General features: G+C 36.7%; 21 protein-coding genes. 17 read left to right on the top strand and 4 right to left on the bottom strand.

Translation table 11 applies throughout. The features are described 5' to 3' along the window. Positions 1–17 precede the first annotated feature (17 nt). Positions 18–1,925 (bottom strand): M13 family metallopeptidase, encoded by a 1,908-nt coding sequence (locus IGJ23_RS11095; protein WP_284613056.1) that lies wholly within the window; start codon positions 1,923–1,925, stop codon positions 18–20. 179 nt (positions 1,926–2,104) lie between these two features. On the opposite strand from IGJ23_RS11095, the gene IGJ23_RS11090 reads away from it, so the two are divergent. The 4 genes from IGJ23_RS11090 to IGJ23_RS11075 all read left to right on the top strand — a co-directional run bounded on the left by IGJ23_RS11090 (position 2,105) and on the right by IGJ23_RS11075 (position 5,733). Next, positions 2,105–2,953, top strand: coding sequence for a hypothetical protein (locus IGJ23_RS11090; protein WP_010720819.1), 849 nt, complete (start codon positions 2,105–2,107; stop codon positions 2,951–2,953). 81 nt (positions 2,954–3,034) lie between these two features. After that, positions 3,035–4,009, top strand: a complete 975-nt coding sequence (locus IGJ23_RS11085; protein WP_438774965.1) for a ribose-phosphate diphosphokinase — start codon at positions 3,035–3,037, stop codon at positions 4,007–4,009. A 176-nt stretch (positions 4,010–4,185) separates the two neighbouring features. After that, a complete protein-coding gene (locus tag IGJ23_RS11080; protein WP_438774964.1) occupies positions 4,186–5,316 on the top strand; it encodes a cysteine desulfurase family protein in 1,131 nt (376 codons plus the stop codon). A 75-nt stretch (positions 5,317–5,391) separates the two neighbouring features. Then, a complete protein-coding gene (locus tag IGJ23_RS11075; RefSeq protein ID WP_010720816.1) occupies positions 5,392–5,733 on the top strand; it encodes a DUF1831 domain-containing protein in 342 nt (113 codons plus the stop codon). Positions 5,734–5,857: 124 nt separating this feature from the next. Here the strand turns inward: IGJ23_RS11075 and IGJ23_RS11070 are convergent, their stop codons facing one another. Continuing rightward, complete coding sequence (locus IGJ23_RS11070; RefSeq protein WP_010720815.1) at positions 5,858–6,634, bottom strand: hypothetical protein; 777 nt, start codon at positions 6,632–6,634, stop codon at positions 5,858–5,860. Between the two features lie 206 nt (positions 6,635–6,840). Between IGJ23_RS11070 and IGJ23_RS11065 the strand changes: the two genes are divergently transcribed. Beyond that, positions 6,841–7,452 carry a metallophosphoesterase gene (locus IGJ23_RS11065; protein WP_438774963.1) on the top strand — a complete coding sequence of 204 codons (612 nt, stop codon included), beginning with the start codon at positions 6,841–6,843 and terminating at the stop codon, positions 7,450–7,452. Between the two features lie 162 nt (positions 7,453–7,614). Here IGJ23_RS11065 and IGJ23_RS11060 read toward each other — a convergent pair whose 3' ends face one another. Continuing rightward, positions 7,615–7,776, bottom strand: coding sequence for a hypothetical protein (locus IGJ23_RS11060; RefSeq protein WP_438774962.1), 162 nt, complete (start codon positions 7,774–7,776; stop codon positions 7,615–7,617). Between the two features lie 440 nt (positions 7,777–8,216). On the opposite strand from IGJ23_RS11060, the gene IGJ23_RS11055 reads away from it, so the two are divergent. From IGJ23_RS11055 to IGJ23_RS11015, 9 genes are all read left to right on the top strand, one after another. Then, the gene (locus IGJ23_RS11055; RefSeq protein ID WP_438774961.1) at positions 8,217–8,477 is read left to right on the top strand and encodes a hypothetical protein; all 261 of its coding nucleotides are present in this window, start codon (positions 8,217–8,219) and stop codon (positions 8,475–8,477) included. A gap of 474 nt (positions 8,478–8,951) precedes the next feature. Next, a complete protein-coding gene (locus tag IGJ23_RS11050) occupies positions 8,952–9,590 on the top strand; it encodes a hypothetical protein (protein ID WP_438774960.1) in 639 nt (212 codons plus the stop codon). Between the two features lie 486 nt (positions 9,591–10,076). After that, positions 10,077–10,709, top strand: coding sequence for a hypothetical protein (locus tag IGJ23_RS11045; RefSeq protein ID WP_438774959.1), 633 nt, complete (start codon positions 10,077–10,079; stop codon positions 10,707–10,709). Between the two features lie 230 nt (positions 10,710–10,939). Then, positions 10,940–11,719 carry a hypothetical protein gene (locus IGJ23_RS11040; RefSeq protein ID WP_349700360.1) on the top strand — a complete coding sequence of 260 codons (780 nt, stop codon included), beginning with the start codon at positions 10,940–10,942 and terminating at the stop codon, positions 11,717–11,719. 98 nt (positions 11,720–11,817) lie between these two features. Continuing rightward, positions 11,818–12,102, top strand: a complete 285-nt coding sequence (locus tag IGJ23_RS11035; RefSeq protein WP_010720808.1) for a hypothetical protein — start codon at positions 11,818–11,820, stop codon at positions 12,100–12,102. Positions 12,103–12,179: 77 nt separating this feature from the next. Beyond that, the gene (locus IGJ23_RS11030; protein WP_088745621.1) at positions 12,180–12,419 is read left to right on the top strand and encodes a hypothetical protein; all 240 of its coding nucleotides are present in this window, start codon (positions 12,180–12,182) and stop codon (positions 12,417–12,419) included. Between the two features lie 310 nt (positions 12,420–12,729). Then, positions 12,730–13,140 (top strand): hypothetical protein, encoded by a 411-nt coding sequence (locus IGJ23_RS11025; protein WP_349702059.1) that lies wholly within the window; start codon positions 12,730–12,732, stop codon positions 13,138–13,140. Positions 13,141–14,412: 1,272 nt separating this feature from the next. Next, positions 14,413–15,534, top strand: coding sequence for a tRNA 2-thiouridine(34) synthase MnmA (gene mnmA / locus IGJ23_RS11020; RefSeq protein ID WP_010720804.1), 1,122 nt, complete (start codon positions 14,413–14,415; stop codon positions 15,532–15,534). Positions 15,535–15,966: 432 nt separating this feature from the next. Beyond that, positions 15,967–17,094, top strand: coding sequence for an aminotransferase (locus tag IGJ23_RS11015; protein ID WP_438774957.1), 1,128 nt, complete (start codon positions 15,967–15,969; stop codon positions 17,092–17,094). Between the two features lie 112 nt (positions 17,095–17,206). Here IGJ23_RS11015 and IGJ23_RS11010 read toward each other — a convergent pair whose 3' ends face one another. Then, complete coding sequence (locus tag IGJ23_RS11010; RefSeq protein WP_438774955.1) at positions 17,207–18,508, bottom strand: multidrug efflux MFS transporter; 1,302 nt, start codon at positions 18,506–18,508, stop codon at positions 17,207–17,209. A gap of 149 nt (positions 18,509–18,657) precedes the next feature. Between IGJ23_RS11010 and IGJ23_RS11005 the strand changes: the two genes are divergently transcribed. From IGJ23_RS11005 to IGJ23_RS10995, 3 genes are all read left to right on the top strand, one after another. After that, a complete protein-coding gene (locus tag IGJ23_RS11005) occupies positions 18,658–19,224 on the top strand; it encodes a TetR/AcrR family transcriptional regulator (RefSeq protein ID WP_010720801.1) in 567 nt (188 codons plus the stop codon). 123 nt (positions 19,225–19,347) lie between these two features. Next, positions 19,348–19,725: a DUF1033 family protein gene (locus IGJ23_RS11000; RefSeq protein ID WP_010720800.1), complete on the top strand. Its 378-nt coding sequence runs from the start codon at positions 19,348–19,350 to the stop codon at positions 19,723–19,725. Continuing rightward, positions 19,658–21,730 (top strand): DNA topoisomerase III, encoded by a 2,073-nt coding sequence (locus tag IGJ23_RS10995; RefSeq protein ID WP_438774954.1) that lies wholly within the window; start codon positions 19,658–19,660, stop codon positions 21,728–21,730. Before IGJ23_RS11000 ends, IGJ23_RS10995 begins: the two co-directional genes overlap by 68 nt. Positions 21,731–21,883: the final 153 nt, after the last annotated feature.

Genomic DNA, 21,883 nt, shown 5'->3' with positions numbered 1-21,883 from the left:
AGCGTTTTTTAACTGTATTACCAGATATGCACTCGTTTTTCAGGTGGAAGATACATCGCGTCTTTTTCAGTGATCGCAAATGTTTCATAAAATTCCATCAAGTTTTGGGGTTGGATATTGGCACGTAATTTAGCAGGGGCATGAACGTCGATTTGTAACAACAATTGTTGGTATTCTTTTTTTGCTTTTGTCCGCCAAATCGTCGCCCAGCTGACGAAAAAGTCTGCTAGTGAGTGATCTGCTTCGGTTTTTGCTGCTTCTAAAGCACAACTTAGACCGCCCGCATCTGCGATATTTTCTGAAACAGTAAGCTTACCATTAACAGTACCATCAGCAAATGATAAGCCATCAAATTCTTCGATCATTGCTTGGGCTTTTTCTTGGAAGTGCGCTAGATCTTCTTCCGTCCACCAGTTATTTAAATTACCATATTCATCGAATAAGGCACCATTATTATCGAAGGCATGAGAGATTTCATGGGCGATGACGGCACCGATCCCACCGTAGTTTGCTGAACTTGATTGTTCTAAACTGTAAAATGGTGCTTGTAAAATAGCAGCTGGAAAAACAATGACATTTCTGAACGGATGGTAATAGGCGTTGACTGTATCAGCACTCATTTCCCATTCCGTCCGATCAACAGGTTGATTCCAGCGACCAAAACGTTCTTTCAATTCGATTTTGCTGAAGGCTAAAGCGTTGGAAAGCAAGGTTCCGCCTTCTTCTTGTGTCACTGTGTGGTACTTCGTATATAACGCAGGGATTTGGTCTGGATAGCCGACCTGAACTCCTAGTTTATCTAATTTGATGATCGCTTTTTTTCGAGTAGTATCGCTTAACCAGTTGTTTTTTTCTAAACGATCTTTATAGACAGAGATCATTTTTTCGATCATATGCTCAACATCTTTTTTGGCCGCTTCACCAAAGTATTTTTTGCCATAATAATCGCCAACGACTTGGTCAAATTGACCTGAAGCTAAGTAATAGGCAGCTTTTTTCTGCGGCATGGCTTCATCTGTGCCTGAGAGTGTCCGTGAGAAGATTCCGCTGAGTTGTCTAAAGTCTTCTGATAGATAGCTACTCAACGAACGAATCGTTCGGACGATCATCCAACTTTTGATCAATTGAAAATGTTCTGTGGTTAGTAGTTCGCCTAACTGTTCAAAATAAACAGGATCCGTCACGATTACTTTATCCGGTGTGGTACCAATCAATCCCACTGTCAACTTTTCCAGATCCAGTTTATCGGTATAGTGGATGAAGGTGTCAAATGACCGGGGATTGTACATTTTGCTGTAATCCGCTTTTTCTTCCGCACTTTTAACATGAGGCGCAACCAATCGATCAAATTGGATGGCTTGTTCAACGATTGCCTCTGCTTGGCTTTTTTCTTTTCCGGTTAATTCAACGAGTTGGACCATCATATCAAAGAAAACGCCTAATAGTTGCGCACCATTTGGATGTTCTGCAGTATAGTAAGTTTTGTCAGGTAAAAATAATGAAGGGGGATAAGCAAATAATGCGTTTGTTTGTGCATTTTTCATATCCGCATCGACATCTAAGCTAAACGGTAAAGGTAAACTATCCAATGTCCAAGTAGGAAATTGTTGGTTCAAGTCTTCAAAAGATTCGATTTTTTCAATTCGTTCAATTAAAGGAAGCAACGGTTTAGCAGCTAACTGGTTTCTTCGATCATAATCATTAGCTAATTGATAAAAATGAAGAAAGTGACGCATCATATCTGATTGGACTTTATCAGGTTCAGCCAGCATATGATCAATATCTGTCATCAAAAGATCATCGATACCGTCAACTAAGTCCTGGAAACCGCCAGTGGCTGGTTTATCAGCGGGGATCTTGGCTGTTTTTAGCCATTCTTCATTCACAGCTTCAAAAAAGTCTTGCTTTATAAGTTCTTTGTTCATTCGGTTATCGCTCCTTTTTATCTAATGTTCCTATTATCATATAAAAACAGCGAATAAACAAATAGAAAGAGGAAAGAAGCACTTGTTGGGGTCTTGCCGTAGTCACAGCAGAACTAGTCTATCTGATTTGTTTTTCTCCTTATTTCACTTATAATAAAAAAGACGGAGGTGATTCGTTCTTGAAAACTGTATTTGAACAATCAATCGAATGGAATCTAGATGGTATCAAGAAACGGTTAAGCGCTGTGGAACAGTTGGCGATGAAGGATGAAGAAAAGGGTTACGCTTTAATTTTTGAAGATGGTAGTTATGTCATCCTAGATCAAAACAAACAACCAATAGAATACGGTCCTGCGAGCCACTCCTACCCAGATGCAAGAAAAGCTTATCAACTCGTACCGATGACTGAAGCAGAAGTCACCAATATTTCTCGTTGGCTTGCAGATAATCGTGAAAAAGCTTTGATTGCGCCAAAGGAAAACGGACAAGAACTTTTGGATTGTTGGGTGGGATTGCCTGAACAACGGTTTTTAAACTATAAAAATTGGCGGACACCGTCTGGCTATCTTTGTGGGACCTATGCTGCAACTGTCCTTATTGCTTATTACCAAGATTTTCAAAACGAATTGTTTTTCTCTCCAACGTTACGTGAAAAAGGAACGAAAGACCATGCGCAACTAAGTGAAGCATTACGCCAAGCGATCCAGCCGCTAGGACTTCCGACGGTTCCCGGTCAAGTCAGTCATGGTATCACGAAGTTTTTAAAACATACAGGAAATCGAGTGTCTGCTAGAAGTACGATGCTTGGTTCTTGGCAGCGAGCGACTAAACGGATTCGCCAAGGAAAACCAGTGATCTTAGGGGTGTTGAAAGTATTAGGGAGCACCTATGGCAATCATTGGGTCACTGCATATGCATATTATCAATCCTCTTCTGGAGAACGCTTTTACAAAGTTCATGACAACTGGGGCAACACGGATCAATTGATTCCTGCTAGTTGGTGTAATGGAACTGTTTCGCTGCCTTAAAAATTATTTACAGAAATTACCAGAAAAACTGGAAAAAATATGTTAAACTATCGAAGAAGAGAGAACAATAGGGAGGACAACATGAGTAAAAAGTATCAGGATGACACATTGAAAATCTTTAGCTTGAATGGAAATCGACCACTGGCAGAAAAAATTGCCAAGGTGTTTGGAACGGAGCTAGGAAAAAGTGTCGTAAAACAATTTAGTGATGGAGAGATCTCGATCAATATCGAAGAAAGTATTCGTGGGGATCATGTTTATATCGTGCAATCAACCAATCAGCCAGTCAATGATTATTATATGGAATTATTGATCATGATCGATGCGATGAAACGTGCCAGTGCAAAAACAATCAATGTTGTGTTACCTTATTACGGTTATGCCAGACAAGACCGTACAGCAAAACCACATGAACCGATCACAGCTAAATTGATTGCTAATTTGATCCAAGAAGCTGGCGCAACTCGTGTGCTGACATTGGATTTGCATACAGTTCAAGTCCAAGGATTCTTTGATATCCCTGTAGATAACTTATTCACAATGCCATTGTTTGCTCACTATTACCGAGAACTTGGTTTAACAGGTGACGATATTGTTGTCGTTTCACCAAAAAATAGTGGTGTCCAACGTGCAAGAAGTCTTTCTGAATATTTGAATAGTACATTGGCGATCGTGGATCACGCCGATGATGCAGATGAAAATAGTGGATATGTGATTGGCAATGTCCAAGGAAAAACATGTATCATGGTCGATGACATCTTGAATACTGGTGCAACGCTTGCTCGAGCTGCTAATGTTTTGAAAGAAAACGGAGCAAAAGAGGTTTATGCTTGTGCTTCACACGGCTTGTTGTCTGTTCCTGCAAAACAAATTTTAGATGATGCACCGATTAAAGATATCTGCATCACTGATTCTGTATTTACTCAAGAAGAACGTCATCCTAACAATTTAACGATTGTTACTTGTTCAGAGTTGATGGGAGAAGCGGTTAAACGAATTCATGAAAATACACCAATGAGTCCATTGTTCCGTCTAGAAGAAAAAGTATTTGATTAATCATTTTTTGTTAAGTGATGAAATAAAATTCGTTCGACAATCGTGGTAGCACGAATTGTGGAACGAATTTTTTTCTAAAAGTTGGGAAACTATCCTGGTTTAGCGATTGTTTCTTTGGTAACTTTCTTATTTTATGCTAGAATGTGCCTAGTTCTATTTGGAAGGGATGAAAGAAGTTGGAAAAAATCTATTTGGATCATGCAGCGACGACGCCCATGCATCCCTACGTCATTCAAGAAATGACCACAATGATGCAAGAAACCTTTGGGAATCCTTCGAGTATCCATGGCTTCGGCCGAATTGCCCATGAAAAGTTAGAAACAGCAAGACAACTTATTGCTGATAGTTTACAAGTCAATGATCATGAAATCATTTTTAATAGTGGAGGGACAGAAGGCGATAATACAGCGATCCTTGAAACGGCTTTTTCACGAAAAAAAGACGGGAATCATTTGATCACTACCGCTATCGAACATCCTGCTGTCTTGAATACAATGAAATATCTGGAAACACAAGGCTTTGAAGTCACGTATTTACCAGTAGATGAAAAAGGCAATATTTCACTAACTGACTTTGATGAAGCATTAAGTGATGAAACGATTTTAGTCTCGATCATGTTTGGGAATAATGAAATCGGGAATTTGATGCCAATCAAAGAAATCGGCGAACGGTTGCGGGAACATCCTGCTTATTTTCATACCGATGCAGTTCAAGCTTATGGGAATCAGACGATTCATCCAAGGGAGTTAGGTGTGGATTTACTTAGCATCTCTGCCCATAAAATCAATGGACCAAAAGGCGTAGGATTTTTATATAAAAAAGATGGCATAAATATTCCTTCACTACTTTTAGGTGGAGAACAGGAAGAGAAGCGGCGAGCAGGTACTGAAAATCTCGCAGGTATCTGGGGAATGGCGCAAGCGGTCAAGCTTCTAACCGCTGAAGAACGTGAAGCTCGAAGTGAAAAATATGCTGGATTCCAAGAATTGATTTTGAATACCTTGGAAAAAGAAGGAATTTCTTATCAAGTCAACGGCGATTTAAAGAACAAATTACCACATGTGTTAAACCTTCGATTACCTGGTGTTGCGAATGACTTACTTTTGATGAAGTTGGATCTTAATGGGATTGCGATATCTACTGGGTCAGCATGTACAGCTGGTAATATCGAACCTTCGCATGTGCTGGAGGCAATGTATGGGAAAGATACACCAATCCTGAAAGAATCCATACGAATCAGTTTTGGTTACGGCAATACCAAAGAAGAAGTCCAACGTTTTCTTGATGTATTGATCCAATCAATCTAAGTTGGAAAAAACCTAGTAAATGATGCAAGAAACTTTTATAATAAAAGTAGAAATCAATTTACCGAGGTGAAAATCATGGCATTTGAAAAAACAGCCACAGTTTTAGGAGCAAAAACAAGTTATCGTTTACATCCAGATGCAAAACGTTATACATTGAGAGACAATGGATTTACCGAAACAAATGGCGGCAACTATCAGTTGATCCGTCCGCTAGATGCAACCCCACAAAGCAAAGAAGGGTTTAAACTAAAAATCACTGTTTCAAAGGATATCCAAACACTAAAAATGTCTATTACGACAGCTAACGGATTGAAAGCAGTCAATATTTTTAAAGACGACCGACAAAAAATGAGTCAAGATAAATTTTATTTTTTGATGGATGGTATGATCAGCCGAGGATTATTTGAAAAAGTCTAAGGAAGTCGAACGTATCTATCATTGTTGCCAGTAAAAAAAGCAAAGAGAACAGCTAGTAAAGCTGATTTCTTTGCTTTTTTACTATCTATTGAAACGGGACAATCGCTAGAGAATAACCATTCCTCTATTCTACTTTTGTCCACTCATCTAAGGATTTACCATTTTCATCAATGATTTCTAACCAGCTGTTTGTTCCACCGAAGTAGAGTAACAGACTTGCTTCATTGACGCTTTTGACGATAATATCTTTGCTCGTTTTATTTCCTACAATGCTATCTTTATAATCATCACGTAATTTATCCCCATATTTTGCCGCATAACTGACGGAACCGTCTTTATTTAAAGGGGCTTCCGCTAATAGTATAGCCCCCTTTTTGATCAACAGTTCATTTCGACTGATCCAATAAAGTGTTGCCTGACTGTTTCTAAAATTAACGGTAAAAGGGATCTCACTAACTTCCTTTGTCCAACGATGTCTTGCTTTTGCCGGCTTTTTCTTTTGAGGACTGCTTTTTTCTAAAGAGTAACCAAATACTGCCAAGATTTTTGTGATTTCTTCGACTGGTTCCGCTAACTTTTTGACTTGTACTTGAGGGATCGTTTCTTTTGCGGAATCATCGATTTCTACTGTCAATCCCGTTGATTCTGCCTGTTCTTGAAGTAGGTAGCTTAGATGACTGGCTTCAAGATCCCAAGGAAGTTGAACCAATACGATGTGATCCCAACTTTTAGGTACCACGGTTTGACCGATTGCGATACATTGTTTGTTTTTGAAAAATAGATAAAGTGAATGATCAGGTAGAGCTGGTTTTTCTTTTGTGATAGTCATCTTCCCATGTTCATTTGGTAACGTAATCTCGATTGCTGAAGGAGTCAGAGTAGTATGAAAGCTGATAGGCATAATCAATACCTCCTGTTTTTCCTTAAGTTTACCATGATTTACTTGTGATTACTTTTTTCTAGCATTGTACACAATAGGCAATGGGAACAATGAATAACCGCTTTTTAGTTAAACAGACAATCACTTTTGCTAGAAAAAGAGCTAACATTTGTTTAATTCTTTGATGTTGTTTACCCTAAAAGAAAAGGAAGTAAGAAGGGATCAGTATGAATTTTTTTATTAGTGATATGCACTTTTTTCATAAAAACTTGTTAGGCAAAAATGATTTTGCCCCTCGTTTATTTGCTAGTGTGGAAGAAATGAATCAGCAACTAATCAATAGCTGGAATAAAGTTGTCAAAGAAACCGATCATGTGTATCACTTAGGAGATCTGGCGATGCACCCACAATATGAAAAAGGTAGCCAAGACATACTGGAGTTGGTGCAACAACTCAATGGGACAATCCATTTGATCAAGGGGAACCATGACAGTCGTGCTTTTTTCAGATATTTAGAAAAACATGATCCAGGAAATAAGACCGGTTCAAAAAAGTTTTATTTTTATGATGTCGGAACTATCATCAAATTCAATCATCAGCAATACTATTTGACTCATTATCCGATGTTGCTGGGACCAAACGATAGTATCCGTAATCTTCATGGACATATCCATCATTATAGTGTACCGATCGGTAATGATGTGAATGTCGGTGTAGATGCGCCAGAAAGAGAACTGTTGAAAGTGCAACAACCCTTTGGCACACCGTTGTCAGAAGATGACATTGAAGAAATTTACGAAGCAAAACAACAAGAATTAGCACGTTTTCAACAAAAATAAGAACGTGAAATACTTCTGCTAGTCTATAAAAAATAAGGCTCTTAAGTTCGTCTGATAAGGCGAACTTAAGAGGCTTTTTAAATTCCGTTGGAGTTACTTCTATCGTTCGAATGTAACGAAAGTTTTTTTCTTTGCCGTTAATCAGATATCGTAATTTGGCTTTTATTCAAAAGTTTGATCAAAGGGAGCATATTCATTTTTGGAAAAATAATTGTATTGAGTCAGCTGATCATTAGTCGTTGTATCTACATGGTCATTAGTGACAGAGACAGCAAACAAAAGTGTCCATAAACAGGTGACGATATAAAAGAATTCAAATTCCACGGGTATTTCACTTAAGTTTTTATGGTAAAATAATAACAAGTTAAAAATAATTTTATATCTTTAAATTTATATTATATATGTTTTTTTATTAAGATGTAAACAAGGGGTAACAGCTAGGACGAAATAAATTAAAGCATAATTGTGAGCGGTGTTGTTTTTCTTTTACAATAATATCATAGATTATTATAAATTTCATTTAGAGGGTTATAGAAGGGGGAATAAACTTAGTCAATAATTATAATATTTATATGTTATTAAATTTTAGTTTTTATTTTATTTAAGATAACATATTTCTGAATCCTTTTTACTGGATTTTGGTCTTGTAATCGATTATTTCTAGAAAAAATGGTAAAAGGGTAGTTTTTTTAATAAATGTTTTTTTCACAGATTATGATAATTCTATTTTACTTTGTTCATAAATATAAAAGGAGAAGATGAGAATGAAGGCTTATCTAGTTGGTTTGGTGCTATCCATGTCAGTGTCTCTTGGGTGTGTGATAGCGCTTTACATGTATTATCTTGTTCTTAAAACTTTGGTTCCGTTCTTTCTTATCATGGTGTCAGGATTGATCGGTTTATTTTTTGCTACAAAAGTGAAGGCAAAAAAAATAAAAGGATTGTTACTGGTGATCAATTATCTATTTGCTACCCCAATTAATATTCCTATATTTTTCGAATGGCTCGTTCGTTTTTTTAAATGAACGATGATAAGAAAAAAATTTACGAAAAGAGGAAATTGTAGATGACGTTTCACGAAAAGAATCATAATAAAAGGATTTGTTTCATTTTATTAATTATTCCGATTATTTTTACGAGTTTTTATTTTGTTCCTAGCGTAAAGACGAATCCTTCTTTTTTAGGATTCACTATGTCTGGGTGTTGGATTAGTGGTGGAATCAATTTGATTTATTCCACCAAAATAGAGTCTAAAAGGAATCATTATTTTCCTTAATTTGATCTGTATTTATGGCTGGATTTTCTTTGTTGGATAAAATTATTGAAAAGGAAGTTTTGAAAAAAACAATTGGTTGCTAAGAATAAAAAGGAAATGTCAATGAATGATTATATTAATAGTTTAGGGCTATCCATGTCAGTGTCTATATGGTTTGGGATAGAGGTGTTTAGAACAGTCAATCAAAAATACATAAACAGATGAACTTTTAAGGAGTGAGGCAATGTTACCATTAACAAGTAAGACATGTACGAAGCTTTCGAAGATTTTCTTGGCTTGTAGTATTTTGCCGTTGGTTTTACTAGTAATGGCTTTTTACGGCAACGGCATGTTTAATCAATTATTTGTAGGTATCAAAAATGTAGCATACATATATTATCCTGGTTGTTTACTAAGTGGGTTTAGTTTGTTTTTTTCTACAAGATCCTATTCAAAAACGTTAAAAAGAAGTGCTACTTTCATTCATTTTAGCTATGTTTACTGTATTGTTCTCGTTTTTATCGGTTTTGTAGGTATCAAAAGATATGATTTTTTCATTGTACTAATTGCTTATTTACTGCTATCTATCCGATTATTGAAAAAAAACACAAACAATCAGAAAAAGATAGCAATCGTTTGCTTGGGAATACCGATGTTATTTTCAACAGGATTCTTTCTCAAAATCAATTACGATCTACTAACTTCGGGGACTAGCTGGGAATTGATTGGTTATGTGATTCTACTGAGTTGGTCTGGATTAATTGGACTCATCCTCTCAGTAAACATCAATAACGAGAACAGAAAAGTCAAATGGATGCTCTTAGGGTTGAATTATATATTTGCTGCTTATTTCCATATCGTCATTCTGATTATTGGTTTATAACTATAATCAAATAGTCGATAAAGGCAAGTGATTGAAAGAGGGAATCGTTCTTATTGAAAAAATACCAAAAGGAAACAACGAGATGGAAAGATGAAATGTTTGCTTTTAGATAATCAGTTGGCACCTAAGAAAGGGGAGTTATTGTATTTTTTTCACTAAAAAGTAAGGATTATACGAAAGTCTCATTGATTTTATTAACTATTTCGATTGTTTTCATAAGTTTTTATTTTATTCCTGACAAGAAGGCAAATCCAGCATTTTTTTCGTTTACATATAGGGGTATTAGATTAGTGGTGGGATCAATTTGATTATTCCACCAAAATATGAAGAACTGAAAGGAATCATTATTTTTCTTAATTTGATCTGTATTATTTTGGTTTTAAATGTTGGTTCCGTTCTTTCTTATCATGGTGTCAGGATTGGTTGGTTTATTTTTTGCTACATTTTTAAAAAATTAGTTAGGAAAATAAAAAAGGAGTGGTACAAATGCTATCGCTAAATAATAAGGCGTGTACGAAAGTTTCAAGAAATTTCTTAATCGGTAGTTTTTTCTTAATGATGTTGATGATTGTTGGTTTGTTTGGTAAAGTTTATGGATTTATTCCGTTAAGTGATCTTCCAGAAGGAAGTCTGATGATTTTCTATTATCTTAGCTGTTTACTCAGTGGTCTCAGTTTGATTTTTTCTACAGGTGCGCATTCAAAAATTTTAAAACGGACAGCGGCGATTGTCCATTTTAGTAGTGTTTATTGGTTTTCTCTCTTTATTTTCGGTTTTCTTTTTGTTGAAGTATTCCATGTACTTTTTTTTATCGTTCTTTATTTGTTCCTAGCTATCGTTTTACTGACAGCAAGCAAGCAGAAATGGCTAGCGATCACTTTCTTCGGGATACCGATGATTATTTCAATTGGCTTTTTTATCAAGCTCAATTACAAACTAATCCTTTATGGGGGGGAATGGTCATGGGACACCATTGTATACATAGTCATTCTTCATTTATTAGGTTTAAGTGGTCTGATTCTTTCAACGCAACTCGATAAGGGAAAAGCCAAGTGGATACTTTTGGGTATTAATTATTTATTTGCAACTTATTACCATATCTACATCTTTCTTCATTGAGACGTCTTACATACATATTGAGTATTAGAAAGGGAAGTGGCTTGCTAGAATATAAAAAGGTTTTTTGTTAGAAAGGAGTAGTATGGATGTTGTCGCTAACAAGTAAGACCTGTACGAAGTATTCAATGATTTTCTTCGTCTGTAGCATTTTCCTAGGTACATTATTGGTAATGAGGGGCTCTGTTGGGATAATTGTGAAATCTTTTCACAACCTTTCAGAAGTAAGTTTAGTGTTAATCTATTGTCTTTGCTTTTTACTCAGTGGACTTAGTTTGTTGTTTTCTACCGGAGTGTATGCCACCCCTTTAAAAAAATGGACAGCTATCGTTCATTTTGGCTGTCTTTATTGGGTTTTATATATTTTTATCGGTTTTATTGGTATTCAAAGATATGATTTAATTGCCTATTTGCTACTAACAATTTGGCTACTGAAAAAAAAGGATCAGAAACGCGAGGCGATCATTTGTTTGGGATTGCCAATGGCTTTGTCAGTCGGACTTTTTATAGAGATCAGTCTAGTGTTCATCTATTATCTTTGTTGTTTACTCAGTGGACTCAGTTTGCTTTTTTCTACTGGTGTACATTCAAAACTTTTAAAAAGATGGGCAGCTTTCATTCATTTTGCTTGTATTTTTGGAGTCGTATTTATTTTTATCGGCTTTGTTAGTATTGCAAGATTTGATTGGCTTATTGCGCTAATTGCTTATTTGCTACTATCTATCTGGTTACTGAAAACAAAAGATCAGAAACGAGTAGCGATCATTTGTTTAGGATTACCAATGATCTTGTCAGCTGGCTTTTTTATCAGGGTCCACTACAGTTACCTTACCTCTGGGGATTATTTGCGTACGCTTGGATTTTTGATTTTACTAAGTTTGTCTGGGGTGGTTGGTCTTATTCTTGCGGCGAACCTCAAGAACGAGAATAGAAAAGTCAAGTGGGTTCTCTTAGGGATCAATTATTTTTTTGCAACCTATTTCCATATCGTCGTTTGGATTTTTGGTCTATAACTATCAGGTATTTGACAAAGGCAAGTGTTTAGGAGAGATGAGTATTCTTATTAAAAATACTAAAAAATGTGTTTGAAGAATGAAAAGGAGAGAAGAAAATGATCCCATTAAAAAGTAAAACCTGTACCATCATTTCATTTGTTTTATTAGCGTTATCTTTTAGTGTTGCTTATGTTGGCTATATCCAAACAGATGAGCTTAATTTTCTATTGTTAGTGAGGATTACGTGTTGGTTATTAGGTGGCGCTAGCCTTTTCTTTGCTACCAAGATCAAATCTAATTATCTAAAAATAGTAGTGATCCTTTTAAATTTTATCAGTCTCTATAATTGGCTGTATAGCTGGCTTGATAATTGGTTTGATATTTGGCGAAGATTTAATTGAATCGGTTTGGCATTTTTAAAAATTATTGAAGGAGAAAAGATGAAAAAATATTTGACCATAAAGGGCTATGTCTTGCTATGATTCTATCGATTAGTTGTTTCCTAACGCTGTACTATATTTATGATTTTTACTTAGATATCGAAGGGTTATTTTTAGAATTATTGATGATTATTCTTGGTATTACAGGAATTTACTTATCAATGAAGATCCGACAGACACGTTGGCGATGGTTCTTATTAGGAATCAATTATTTTTTTGCTACCCATTTGCAAATACTTGTCGTTTTCAATACCTTTGTGAAATTTTTTTGGCAATGAGCGTAAAAATAAGAGCAAACGAACTTAAATGAGTAAGAACCAAGCAATGAACGGTGAGAGAAATGTTTCTATTGAAATTAGATCCAGTCTATAAAAAAGGAGCTGTGTGGATGATTTCAAAAAATAGTAAACCTGTACGATTGTTTCGTTGGGGTTGTTAGGTAGTTGTATCGCTTTAGGTGTTGTGCCATTCGTTATAAAGGAACAAGCAGCGTGGTTGCTCTTATCCTATTATTCTTGTTGCGTGTTGAGTGGAGTCAGCTTGATTTTTTCGAGAGGTAGCCGGTCTAAGTTCTTAAGAGGATTCGTCGTGATTGTCCATTTTCTTTGTGTCCATGGACTTGCCATTTTTATCGTTTTAGGACTTTTTATTTTTGAACCCTCTGGTTGGTTAATAATTATGGTAGGATTGTGCTATTTATTTGTATCAACGATGCTATTTTTTAGTTCACAAAAAAAATGGGGAAAAATGGTTATAGTTAGTTTACCATTGCTATTTTCACTTGCCTGTTTTATTTGGGGGAATTACTTATTAGCTGGACATTTTTCTTGGGAGATAATTGGGGCGTTGATTTTACTGACTTACTTTGGCTTGATTGGACTTATTCTTTCCGCACAACTCGAGGATGGAAAAATTAAGTGGGTATTACTAGGGATCAATTACTTCTTTGCTACTTATTTTCACGTGGTTCTTTTGATTAACGAAATTTCTTGGCTATAAAGAATAAGTTAAGAGTGGGGGAAAAGTAAAAAATTAATTGGCTAACAGGTAGTAATTAGTTCTTCACCACCTACTTTAAGCAATTTATTTATTAATAGAAGGCTATATTTTTTAGGAATATCCCTTGGTTTTATTATGCTTATTGTACAAGATACAACGTTGATTTTCTTATGCGATCGATTGTTGCTTGTTGGAGATGGAGTAGAGGGAGCTTGCTTTTTTTGAAAGTATTGCTTCTCAAGGATTAAAAAGATTAGTGATTATACTTAATCTTATTTGTATCTATGGTTGGATTTGGCTTTATTGTGATAGCGGATGAAAGGAGGAAAAAAGTGAATAAAAAAATTTATTTAATATGTCTAGGTTTGTCTATGTTTTGGTCAATTAGTAGCTTAGTATGTGTGCATTTTTATTATGGAGTAAATAGCCCCCAAGGACTGTTTTTAATCATGAGTATGATTATACCTGGAATAATTGGGCTCTACTGCTCCACCAAGGTTAGCCATCAAAAAATAAGAGGGATCCTACTTTTTACCAACTATCTATTTTTTACATATTTCAATTTTATGCAACTTAGGGAAATTATAGGTTATTTACTTAACTTTTTACAAAACAAATAAACAAAAAACATCACTTTTATTTCAAAGGAGAAAAAAGATGCCGTCATTAAAATTAAAAAAAGCTACGATGCTAACATCGTTTTTGTTACTTAGTCCGATTGTTTTGACTAGTTTGTACTTCATTCCACGTATCAACAACTATCATTACGTCTTTTTTATATTCGTGATGATGAGTTGTTGGATCATCGGAGGGGTTAACTTGTTTTTATCCACAAAAATTGAATCCAAATTCTTAAAAAGAATCATTATTTTCCTTAACCTAATCTGTATTTTGGGCTGGCTTTTTTTGGGGGGGTGAAAAAAATGATACAAATTGAAAAGAAGAAAAATCATTTTATTTAACGTATCAGGTATATCTTTTAACAAAGATGGTGCTATTAATCCTCAATTATTTGTTTGCTACTTATATTCTTTCCTTACGCTTATTTTCTTCATGTGGATAGTCTTTAACTATGATCAATCGACTGAACAAAAGCAAATGATAAAAAGACGATTCCAATTTTTTTGAAAGTCATTAAAAGGCTCTACTGATACTTTGATAAATAAGGGATGAAATTTTCAAAAATATATCGTATAATGTAAAGCACTGAAAAGTTGCGACCTTCAACTCGTAGATGATTTCAGAAAATCTAATTGAAATGATGGTGATACCATGAAAGACAACAGCAAGACACGTGTTGTCGTTGGGATGAGTGGCGGTGTCGACTCATCTGTAACAGCACTTTTACTAAAGGAACAAGGCTACGACGTCATTGGGATCTTTATGAAAAACTGGGATGACACGGATGAAAATGGTGTATGTACAGCTACGGAAGATTATAAAGATGTAGCGAAAGTTGCTTCACAAATCGGGATTCCTTATTATTCTGTCAATTTTGAAAAAGAATATTGGGATCGTGTATTTGAATATTTCTTAGCTGAATACCGAGCAGGACGGACACCTAATCCAGATGTGATGTGTAATAAAGAAATCAAATTTAAAGCATTTTTAGATTATGCGATGGATCTAGGTGCTGAATACGTAGCGACTGGGCATTATGCGCAAGTAGTGCGTGACGAAAATGGCGTAGCACATATGCTTCGTGGTGTAGATAACAACAAAGATCAAACTTATTTCTTAAGCCAATTGTCACAAGAACAATTAGCGAAAACAATGTTCCCACTAGGTGGTATGGAAAAAACACAAGTACGTGAAATTGCGGAACGTGCAGGTTTAGCAACTGCTAAAAAGAAAGATTCCACTGGGATTTGTTTTATAGGCGAAAAGAATTTTAAACAATTTTTAAGTAATTATTTACCAGCTAAAAAAGGAAATATGGTGACACTTGATGGTGAAGTCAAAGGTCAACATGCTGGATTGATGTATTACACGATCGGTCAAAGACAAGGCCTAGGGATTGGTGGTGGCGGTGCATCACAAGAACCTTGGTTTGTAGTCGGAAAAGATCTTGCAACGAATACGTTATATGTAGGACAAGGATTTCATCATCCTGCCTTATATGCAACAAGCCTTGATGCGAGCGAAATCCATTTTACAACGAATGAACCAATGCCAAAGGAATTTAAATGTACAGCTAAATTCCGCTACCGCCAACAAGATGTGCCGGTAACGGTTCGGTTATTAGAAGGTGATCGTGCCGAAGTGATTTTTGATGAACCTGTACGGGCGATCACACCAGGTCAAGCTGTCGTCTTTTATGATGGAATGGAGTGCCTTGGTGGTGGCTTGATTGATCATGCCTACAATAAAGAAAAAGTCTTGCAATATGTGTAAATCTTGCTTGCGAACAGCTCTTTGAACAACTTTCTTTTGTTAGAAGAACAAGAAAAGAGTTAAGACAAGTTTAGTTCTGAGAAATAAGCCGAAGAATCCGAAAATAGTTTCGTCTATTTTTGGTATTCCTCGGCTTTTTTTGCTAGAGTGTCTTCTGAAATATCCGTTAGGTGTTTTTGAAGCAAAGAGTTTTCAGATTTTTGTCTAATAATTTTTTCTGAAGAAAACAGTGTCAGGCGACTTTTTCAACAGGCGGTTCTATCTATTTGAAAGCGTTATTTTTAAAAAGAGAGTATAATAAAAAAGGAAACCGACCGTTTATCTCATTTACATGGCATCTAGGAGCGACGAGTGTTTCTTGGTTTGTTTGAGTATCAACGAATAGAAGGTAGTGAATCAAAAATATTGAAGAAAGCAAAAGGAGTGAAAAAGATGGAAATCACACATTTTGGACTGGAAGAATGGTTGAATAAGTGGGAAAAAGAAGCAGTATATGACCTTGCACAAAGTTCCATCGAAGCACTGACGTTAGAAGAACTGATTGGGTTAGACGGAACGACAGTTACTGATTTTTTTCAATCTTTGAGTAAAACGTCGTTGGATTATGGGTGGAGCGAGGGGACGGCAACTTTCAAACAAGAAGTCGCTTCTTTGTATCAATCGCTTTCTTCAGAAAACATTATTCAAACCAATGGGGCGACTGGTGCGAACCTTTTGGCGCTGTATGGATTGATTGAACCAGGAGATCATGTGGTCTCCATGTTGCCAACCTATCAGCAATTGTATGACTTACCCAAATCTTTAGGTGCAACTGTTGATTTCGTACCACTCACAGAAGAAGAGGAATGGCGTTTTGATAGTGTGAAATTAGTTGATGTGATCCAACCAAATACTAAAATGATTTGTTTAAACAGTGCCAATAATCCAACAGGTACATTGTTGGATCGCCAAACATTGGAAGAAATTATCGAAATTGCCGAAAAAGTCGATGCGTATATTTTGATGGATGAGGTGTATGCCCCATTAGCAGGGGGAGATTTTGTCTCAAGCGTGGATCTGTATGACAAGGGGATCACGACTAATTCATTGTCAAAGACTTATTCTGTTCCTGGTATACGCATCGGCTGGGTAGCAGCGAATCAAGAAATCATTGAGCGTTTAAGAAAATACCATACCTATTTAGTACTTAGCGGTGGTGTTTTGTCAGATGCATTAGCGGTTCACGCACTGAGGAATAAAGAAAAGATCCTTGCACGAAATAAAAAAATCGTTTCGGAGAATTTAGCCATCGTTGAAAAATGGCTGGCTGATGAACCAAATGTCCAATTAGTGTTACCGAATCACGTGTCAACGTCATTCATTCGCTTGAACATAACAGAAGACGATGAGCAATTTTGTATTGATCTTCTGAGAGAAACTGGTGTCCTACTGGTCCCTGGTAGTGCCTATGGGGTGCCTCAGCATGCGCGCTTAGGGTATTGTTGCAAGAAAGAAACATTAGAAAAAGGGTTAGCCTTACTTTCAGAATATCTAAAAGAACGTGGAAATAACAAAGTATGAGAAATTTAAGAGACCCCCAAAAGCTAGACTAAAAAATCTAACTTTTGGGGGCCTCTTCAATCTGGAATATGACGATGGTTCTTGTTTATCCAGATTGACTATTAGTAAGCGATCAATGTCCATGAGGTTGTGTGTGTTTGTCTGAAGAAAGGACAGGTGTATCGGATGTTCCTGATGAGTCAACAAGCTCATTGTCATGGATTTCTTGTGTGTTACGACGTACTAGTAAGAAGTTCACTAAAACAAGTAAAGAAGTGGAAAGAAAGACTCCTCGGTAACCAAACACACTTGAAACGCTCGAACCAATCATTGGACCAACGACATTCCCAGTTGCTTGGAAGGATTGATTGTAGCTAAAAATCCGACCGGCGGCGTGATGTGGGGAATATTTGGTGATCAAAGCTTGGACAGCTGGAAGCAAACAAGCATCTGAAATACCGATCAAAAAACGCAACGCAGCCAGTTCCCAGACATTCGTCACAAAGGCCATTGGGATATAAACTAAAATTGCAAATCCTAAGCCAATGGCTAAAATACGTTCACTCCCGATTTTATCGCCTAAGCGTCCAAAACGAGGAGCGGCGATCAATGTGGCAATTCCTGGGATCGAAGCAATGATCCCACTAATCAGTGTGACACTGCCATGTCCATTTAGTAACTGACGAATATATAAACTAATGATTGGGCTAATAGAATTATTCGAAGCTTGAATAATCATTGTTGTGACGAACATACCAATCACGACATGGGGATACTTCAATTCTTTGAATATTTGTTTGGCAGAAGCCATATTTTCTTTTTTAATAGGTACAAATGTTTCATGAACAAAGAAGAGACTCAATAAAAAGACGAGAAATAAAATGATTCCTGTGATGAAGAAAGTTGGACGATAACCAAATGCTGAGGCTGAAATCCCCCCAAGTAAAGGACCAAGCAACGTCCCTGTGACGGAACCAGTAGCCAATGTTCCTAGGACTTGACCACTTTTTTCTTTCGGAGTACCAGTAGCGACAAGGGCAGTAGCATTACTGATGTAACCAGAAAAGATCCCTTGTAACAACCGAAGTGCAACAAGTTGATATACACTGGTCACACAACCCATCAAGGCAATAACGACAGCCATCCCTAAGGAAGCACGCAAGAGCATCAATTTTCTGCCTTTCTGATCGGCTAATTTGCCCCACCAAGGAGAAATCAATGTGGTGACGAAGAACGTAGAAGAAAAGGTCAACCCACTCCAAAAATTCAATTGCGACGTACTATAGTTACCTAACGTATCTATGTATAGTGACATAAACGGCATGACTAAGCTAAACCCAATCCCTGCCATAAAAGTCCCAAACCATAAGACAAGTAAGTTTTGTTCCCAAGTTTCTCTTTTCCTAAATAATTTTTCTTTGATGCGTGTGGTCACTGTTATGTCCTTCTTTCTGAAAATTTTCATTTACATTCGTTTATTATAAACTACAATGTGTAGTTTATCAATGGAAGCCTCTTTTTTAAGTTCGTTTTTCATGGTAAACTAAAGTTGTTAAGTAGTTAACATACGAGAGGAACAATGAAATGAAAAAAAGAAATCTATCTCAAGAAAAAATCATCGCTTGCTTTCGTGGACTAGCGGAAGAGATGGATGTTCAACAAGTCACTTTTCAACACCTGGCTAAGGCGCTAGACGTCAAGTCTCCTTCCCTCTATAATCATTTTAAAAATATGCGTGATGTAAAGACCGCATTGACTGCAAAATTATTACAAGAGTTAAACGAAGCGTTGCGTCGTTCTTTGGTTGGAAAAAGTGGGGCAGAGGCGCTGCGTGTCTATGCACAAGTCTATCAGTCTTTTGCTTTTGCGAACCAGGCCGTTTACGAGTTGCTGATCAGTGTCCCTCACACCAATGAGGAGATTTTGTTAGAAGGAATCTATGAAACGAACCAGATCATTCTACAATTATTTGATGCCTTTGACTTGACCCGAAAAGAAAAAACGCATCGCAGCAGAGAATTGCGAAGTATCATCCATGGCTATTTGTCTTTACGATTTTTAGGCTATTTCACAAAGGAAGCAACTGTGTCTCCTGAAGAGAGTTATTCTTGGATGATCAATGACTTTATTGCCACTTTACCAAGTAAATAAGTAGTACGTTTCTTTAAAATAGACAAATTCATAAAATGTCCCTTTTATAAGAGAAATTTCTTGCAACTTTCTTGAAAAGTGTCTAAGATGAGTCTAGTAAAATCGTAGAGAAGGAGCACGAGTATGTATCAAGTAGTGACAATGTTCGGAGATAATGAGCCTTGGTGGTTCTTTGAGAATTGGGAAGAGGATATCGAAGTAGAAGAAACATTTGATTCTTTTGAAGAAGCACAGGTTAATTATGAACAAAAATGGCTTGCAATCAAAAATAAATACGAATATATCCATGCAAAAAGCAACTTTCTAAGTGCCTTCTGGAATGACGGAGACGAGCGCTGGTGTGAAGAATGTGATGATGATCTTCAACAATATAAAGGGTTAGCCTTATTGAAAAATCATCAGCCAATCACTTTAGAAAGCAGAAAGGAATTTTATGAAACAACTAATTCTAGCGGAAAAACCAAGCGTTGCGAAAGACCTAAGCAAGGTGCTTGGTGCTAATCAAAAACACAAAAATTATTACGAAGGACCCAAGGTGATCGTTACTTGGGCCCTTGGTCATTTGTTAGGGCTGAAAATGCCTGAAGACCTCAATAAAGAATGGCAAAGTTGGCAAATGGAAACGTTGCCGATGATTCCTAAAAATTTAGGAATCAAACCACTGCCTAAAACAGGTCACCAATTAAAAACAATCAAGCAATTGGCGCAACGTAAAGATGTGTCAGAGGCTGTGATCGCTACGGATGCCGGAAGAGAAGGGGAATTGGTTGCTCGGTGGATCTTGGAATATGTCCGCTTCAATAAACCAGTGAAACGTCTTTGGATTTCTTCCCAAACAGATAAAGCAATCAAGACAGGATTCAAACAATTGAAGCCCGCAAAAGACTATGATGCACTTTACTATTCGGCGCTAGCTAGAGCAAAGGCTGACTGGTTAGTAGGATTGAACGTAACACGGGCGCTGACTGTGAAGTATCAAGATAATCTATCTGCTGGTCGAGTTCAAACTCCAACACTCGCCTTGGTCAGAACACAAGAACGGAAAATTGAAACATTTAGACCACAAACTTATTTTTCAATTTTATTAGATGTAGAAAAACAACAAGCAAAGATGGTTCAAAAAAACCAATTCGCATTGAAATCTCATGAAGAAGCTCAATCGTTAGTGAAAGAGTTAGCTAAGAATAAAGGAACTGTGACAGCCATCCAAGAAAAAGTAAAAGTGGAGCCGGCGCCATTGCCTTATGATCTAACGGAGATCCAACGAGAAGCAAACCAGCGTTATGGCTACTCTGCTAAAAAAACTTTAGGACTGGTCCAAAGTTTATATGAAACGCATAAAATCGTGACATACCCTCGTACAGATAGTAAATATCTGACGAGTGATATGAAAAGTACGATGAAAGAACGTTTACAGGCGGTCAGCGATTTTTCACCAGAAGTGAAACAGTATTTAAAAAATGGGGCAGTTGTTCGTCAAACAAAAGTCTTCCAAGACAGTAAAGTCACTGATCACCATGCGTTACTACCAACTGAAAATCGTCCACGCTATGAGAAACTTAGCAACGAAGAACAAAAAATCTATCAGATGATTGTTACTCGATTCTTAGGTTTATTCGCTGAGCCACACAAAATCAGTCAAACAAAAGTGACTGTGACATTTAGCAAAGAACAATTTGTATTCCATCAAAATCAAGTCCTTCAAGCTGGCTGGAAAGATGTCAGTCAAAAGGAGAGCAATGAAGTGGACTGGGTGGAGGGAATGCGTATCCAACCAGAATTTACGATCAAGAAAGAACTATCGGCACCGCCTAAGCCTTTGACAGAGGCGAGTTTACTAGGATTTATGGAAAAACATAGTTTAGGAACACCGGCAACTCGTGCTGAAATCATTGAAAAGTTGATCAAATCGGAATTGATGGAACGAACACCGCAAGGCTTGCAAGTCTCACCAAAAGGGAAGCAATTATTGGAATTAGTCAATCCTTCCTTAGTGACCCCTGATTTAACAGAAAGCTGGGAGAAAGACTTAGAAGCAATTGCAGCGGGGCAAAAACAAGCCAGCCAATTTTTAATGGGCATTGAAAAAGAAACAAAACGATTGGTACAAGAAATCAAAACAAGTAAACAATCTTACCAAGATTTCTCGATCACACAGAAAAAATGTCCAGACTGCGGTTCCAATCTTAGAGAAAAAAATACTCGAGATGGCAAAATCTATGTCTGCACGAATCAAGATTGTCATTACCGTAGAAGAAAAGATCCAAAAGTCTCGAACCACCGTTGTCCGCAATGTCATCGGAAAATGGAGATCATCGAAGGCAAAAATGGCGCTTATTTCCGTTGTAAATATGATGGGACGACCGAAAAAATGTTAGATAAAAAAGAACAAAAGAAAAAAATGACGAAGCATGAAGAACGTCGTTTATTGAAAAAGTACACGCAAGCAGAAGAACCGGAAGAAAGCCCACTTGCTGCAGCTTTAAAAGCTGCAATGAAGAAATAGCGTGTCGTTTGTTGAAAATCAGCAATGGTTTTTGAGACCACTATTGTATGTTAAAAAATGGTGATTGGTTTCAAGTGATTGCTGTTTATGTAACATGGTTTAGAATGTGAAAGAAGCTTAGTCTGAGACATAAGTCATGAGGTTCCTCTTATA

Source organism: Enterococcus sp. DIV1682a (assembly GCF_051711005.1).
Taxonomy (GTDB): Bacteria; Bacillota; Bacilli; order Lactobacillales; family Enterococcaceae; genus Enterococcus_B; species Enterococcus_B hirae.
This window is presented reverse-complemented; position numbering and strand designations above follow the sequence as displayed.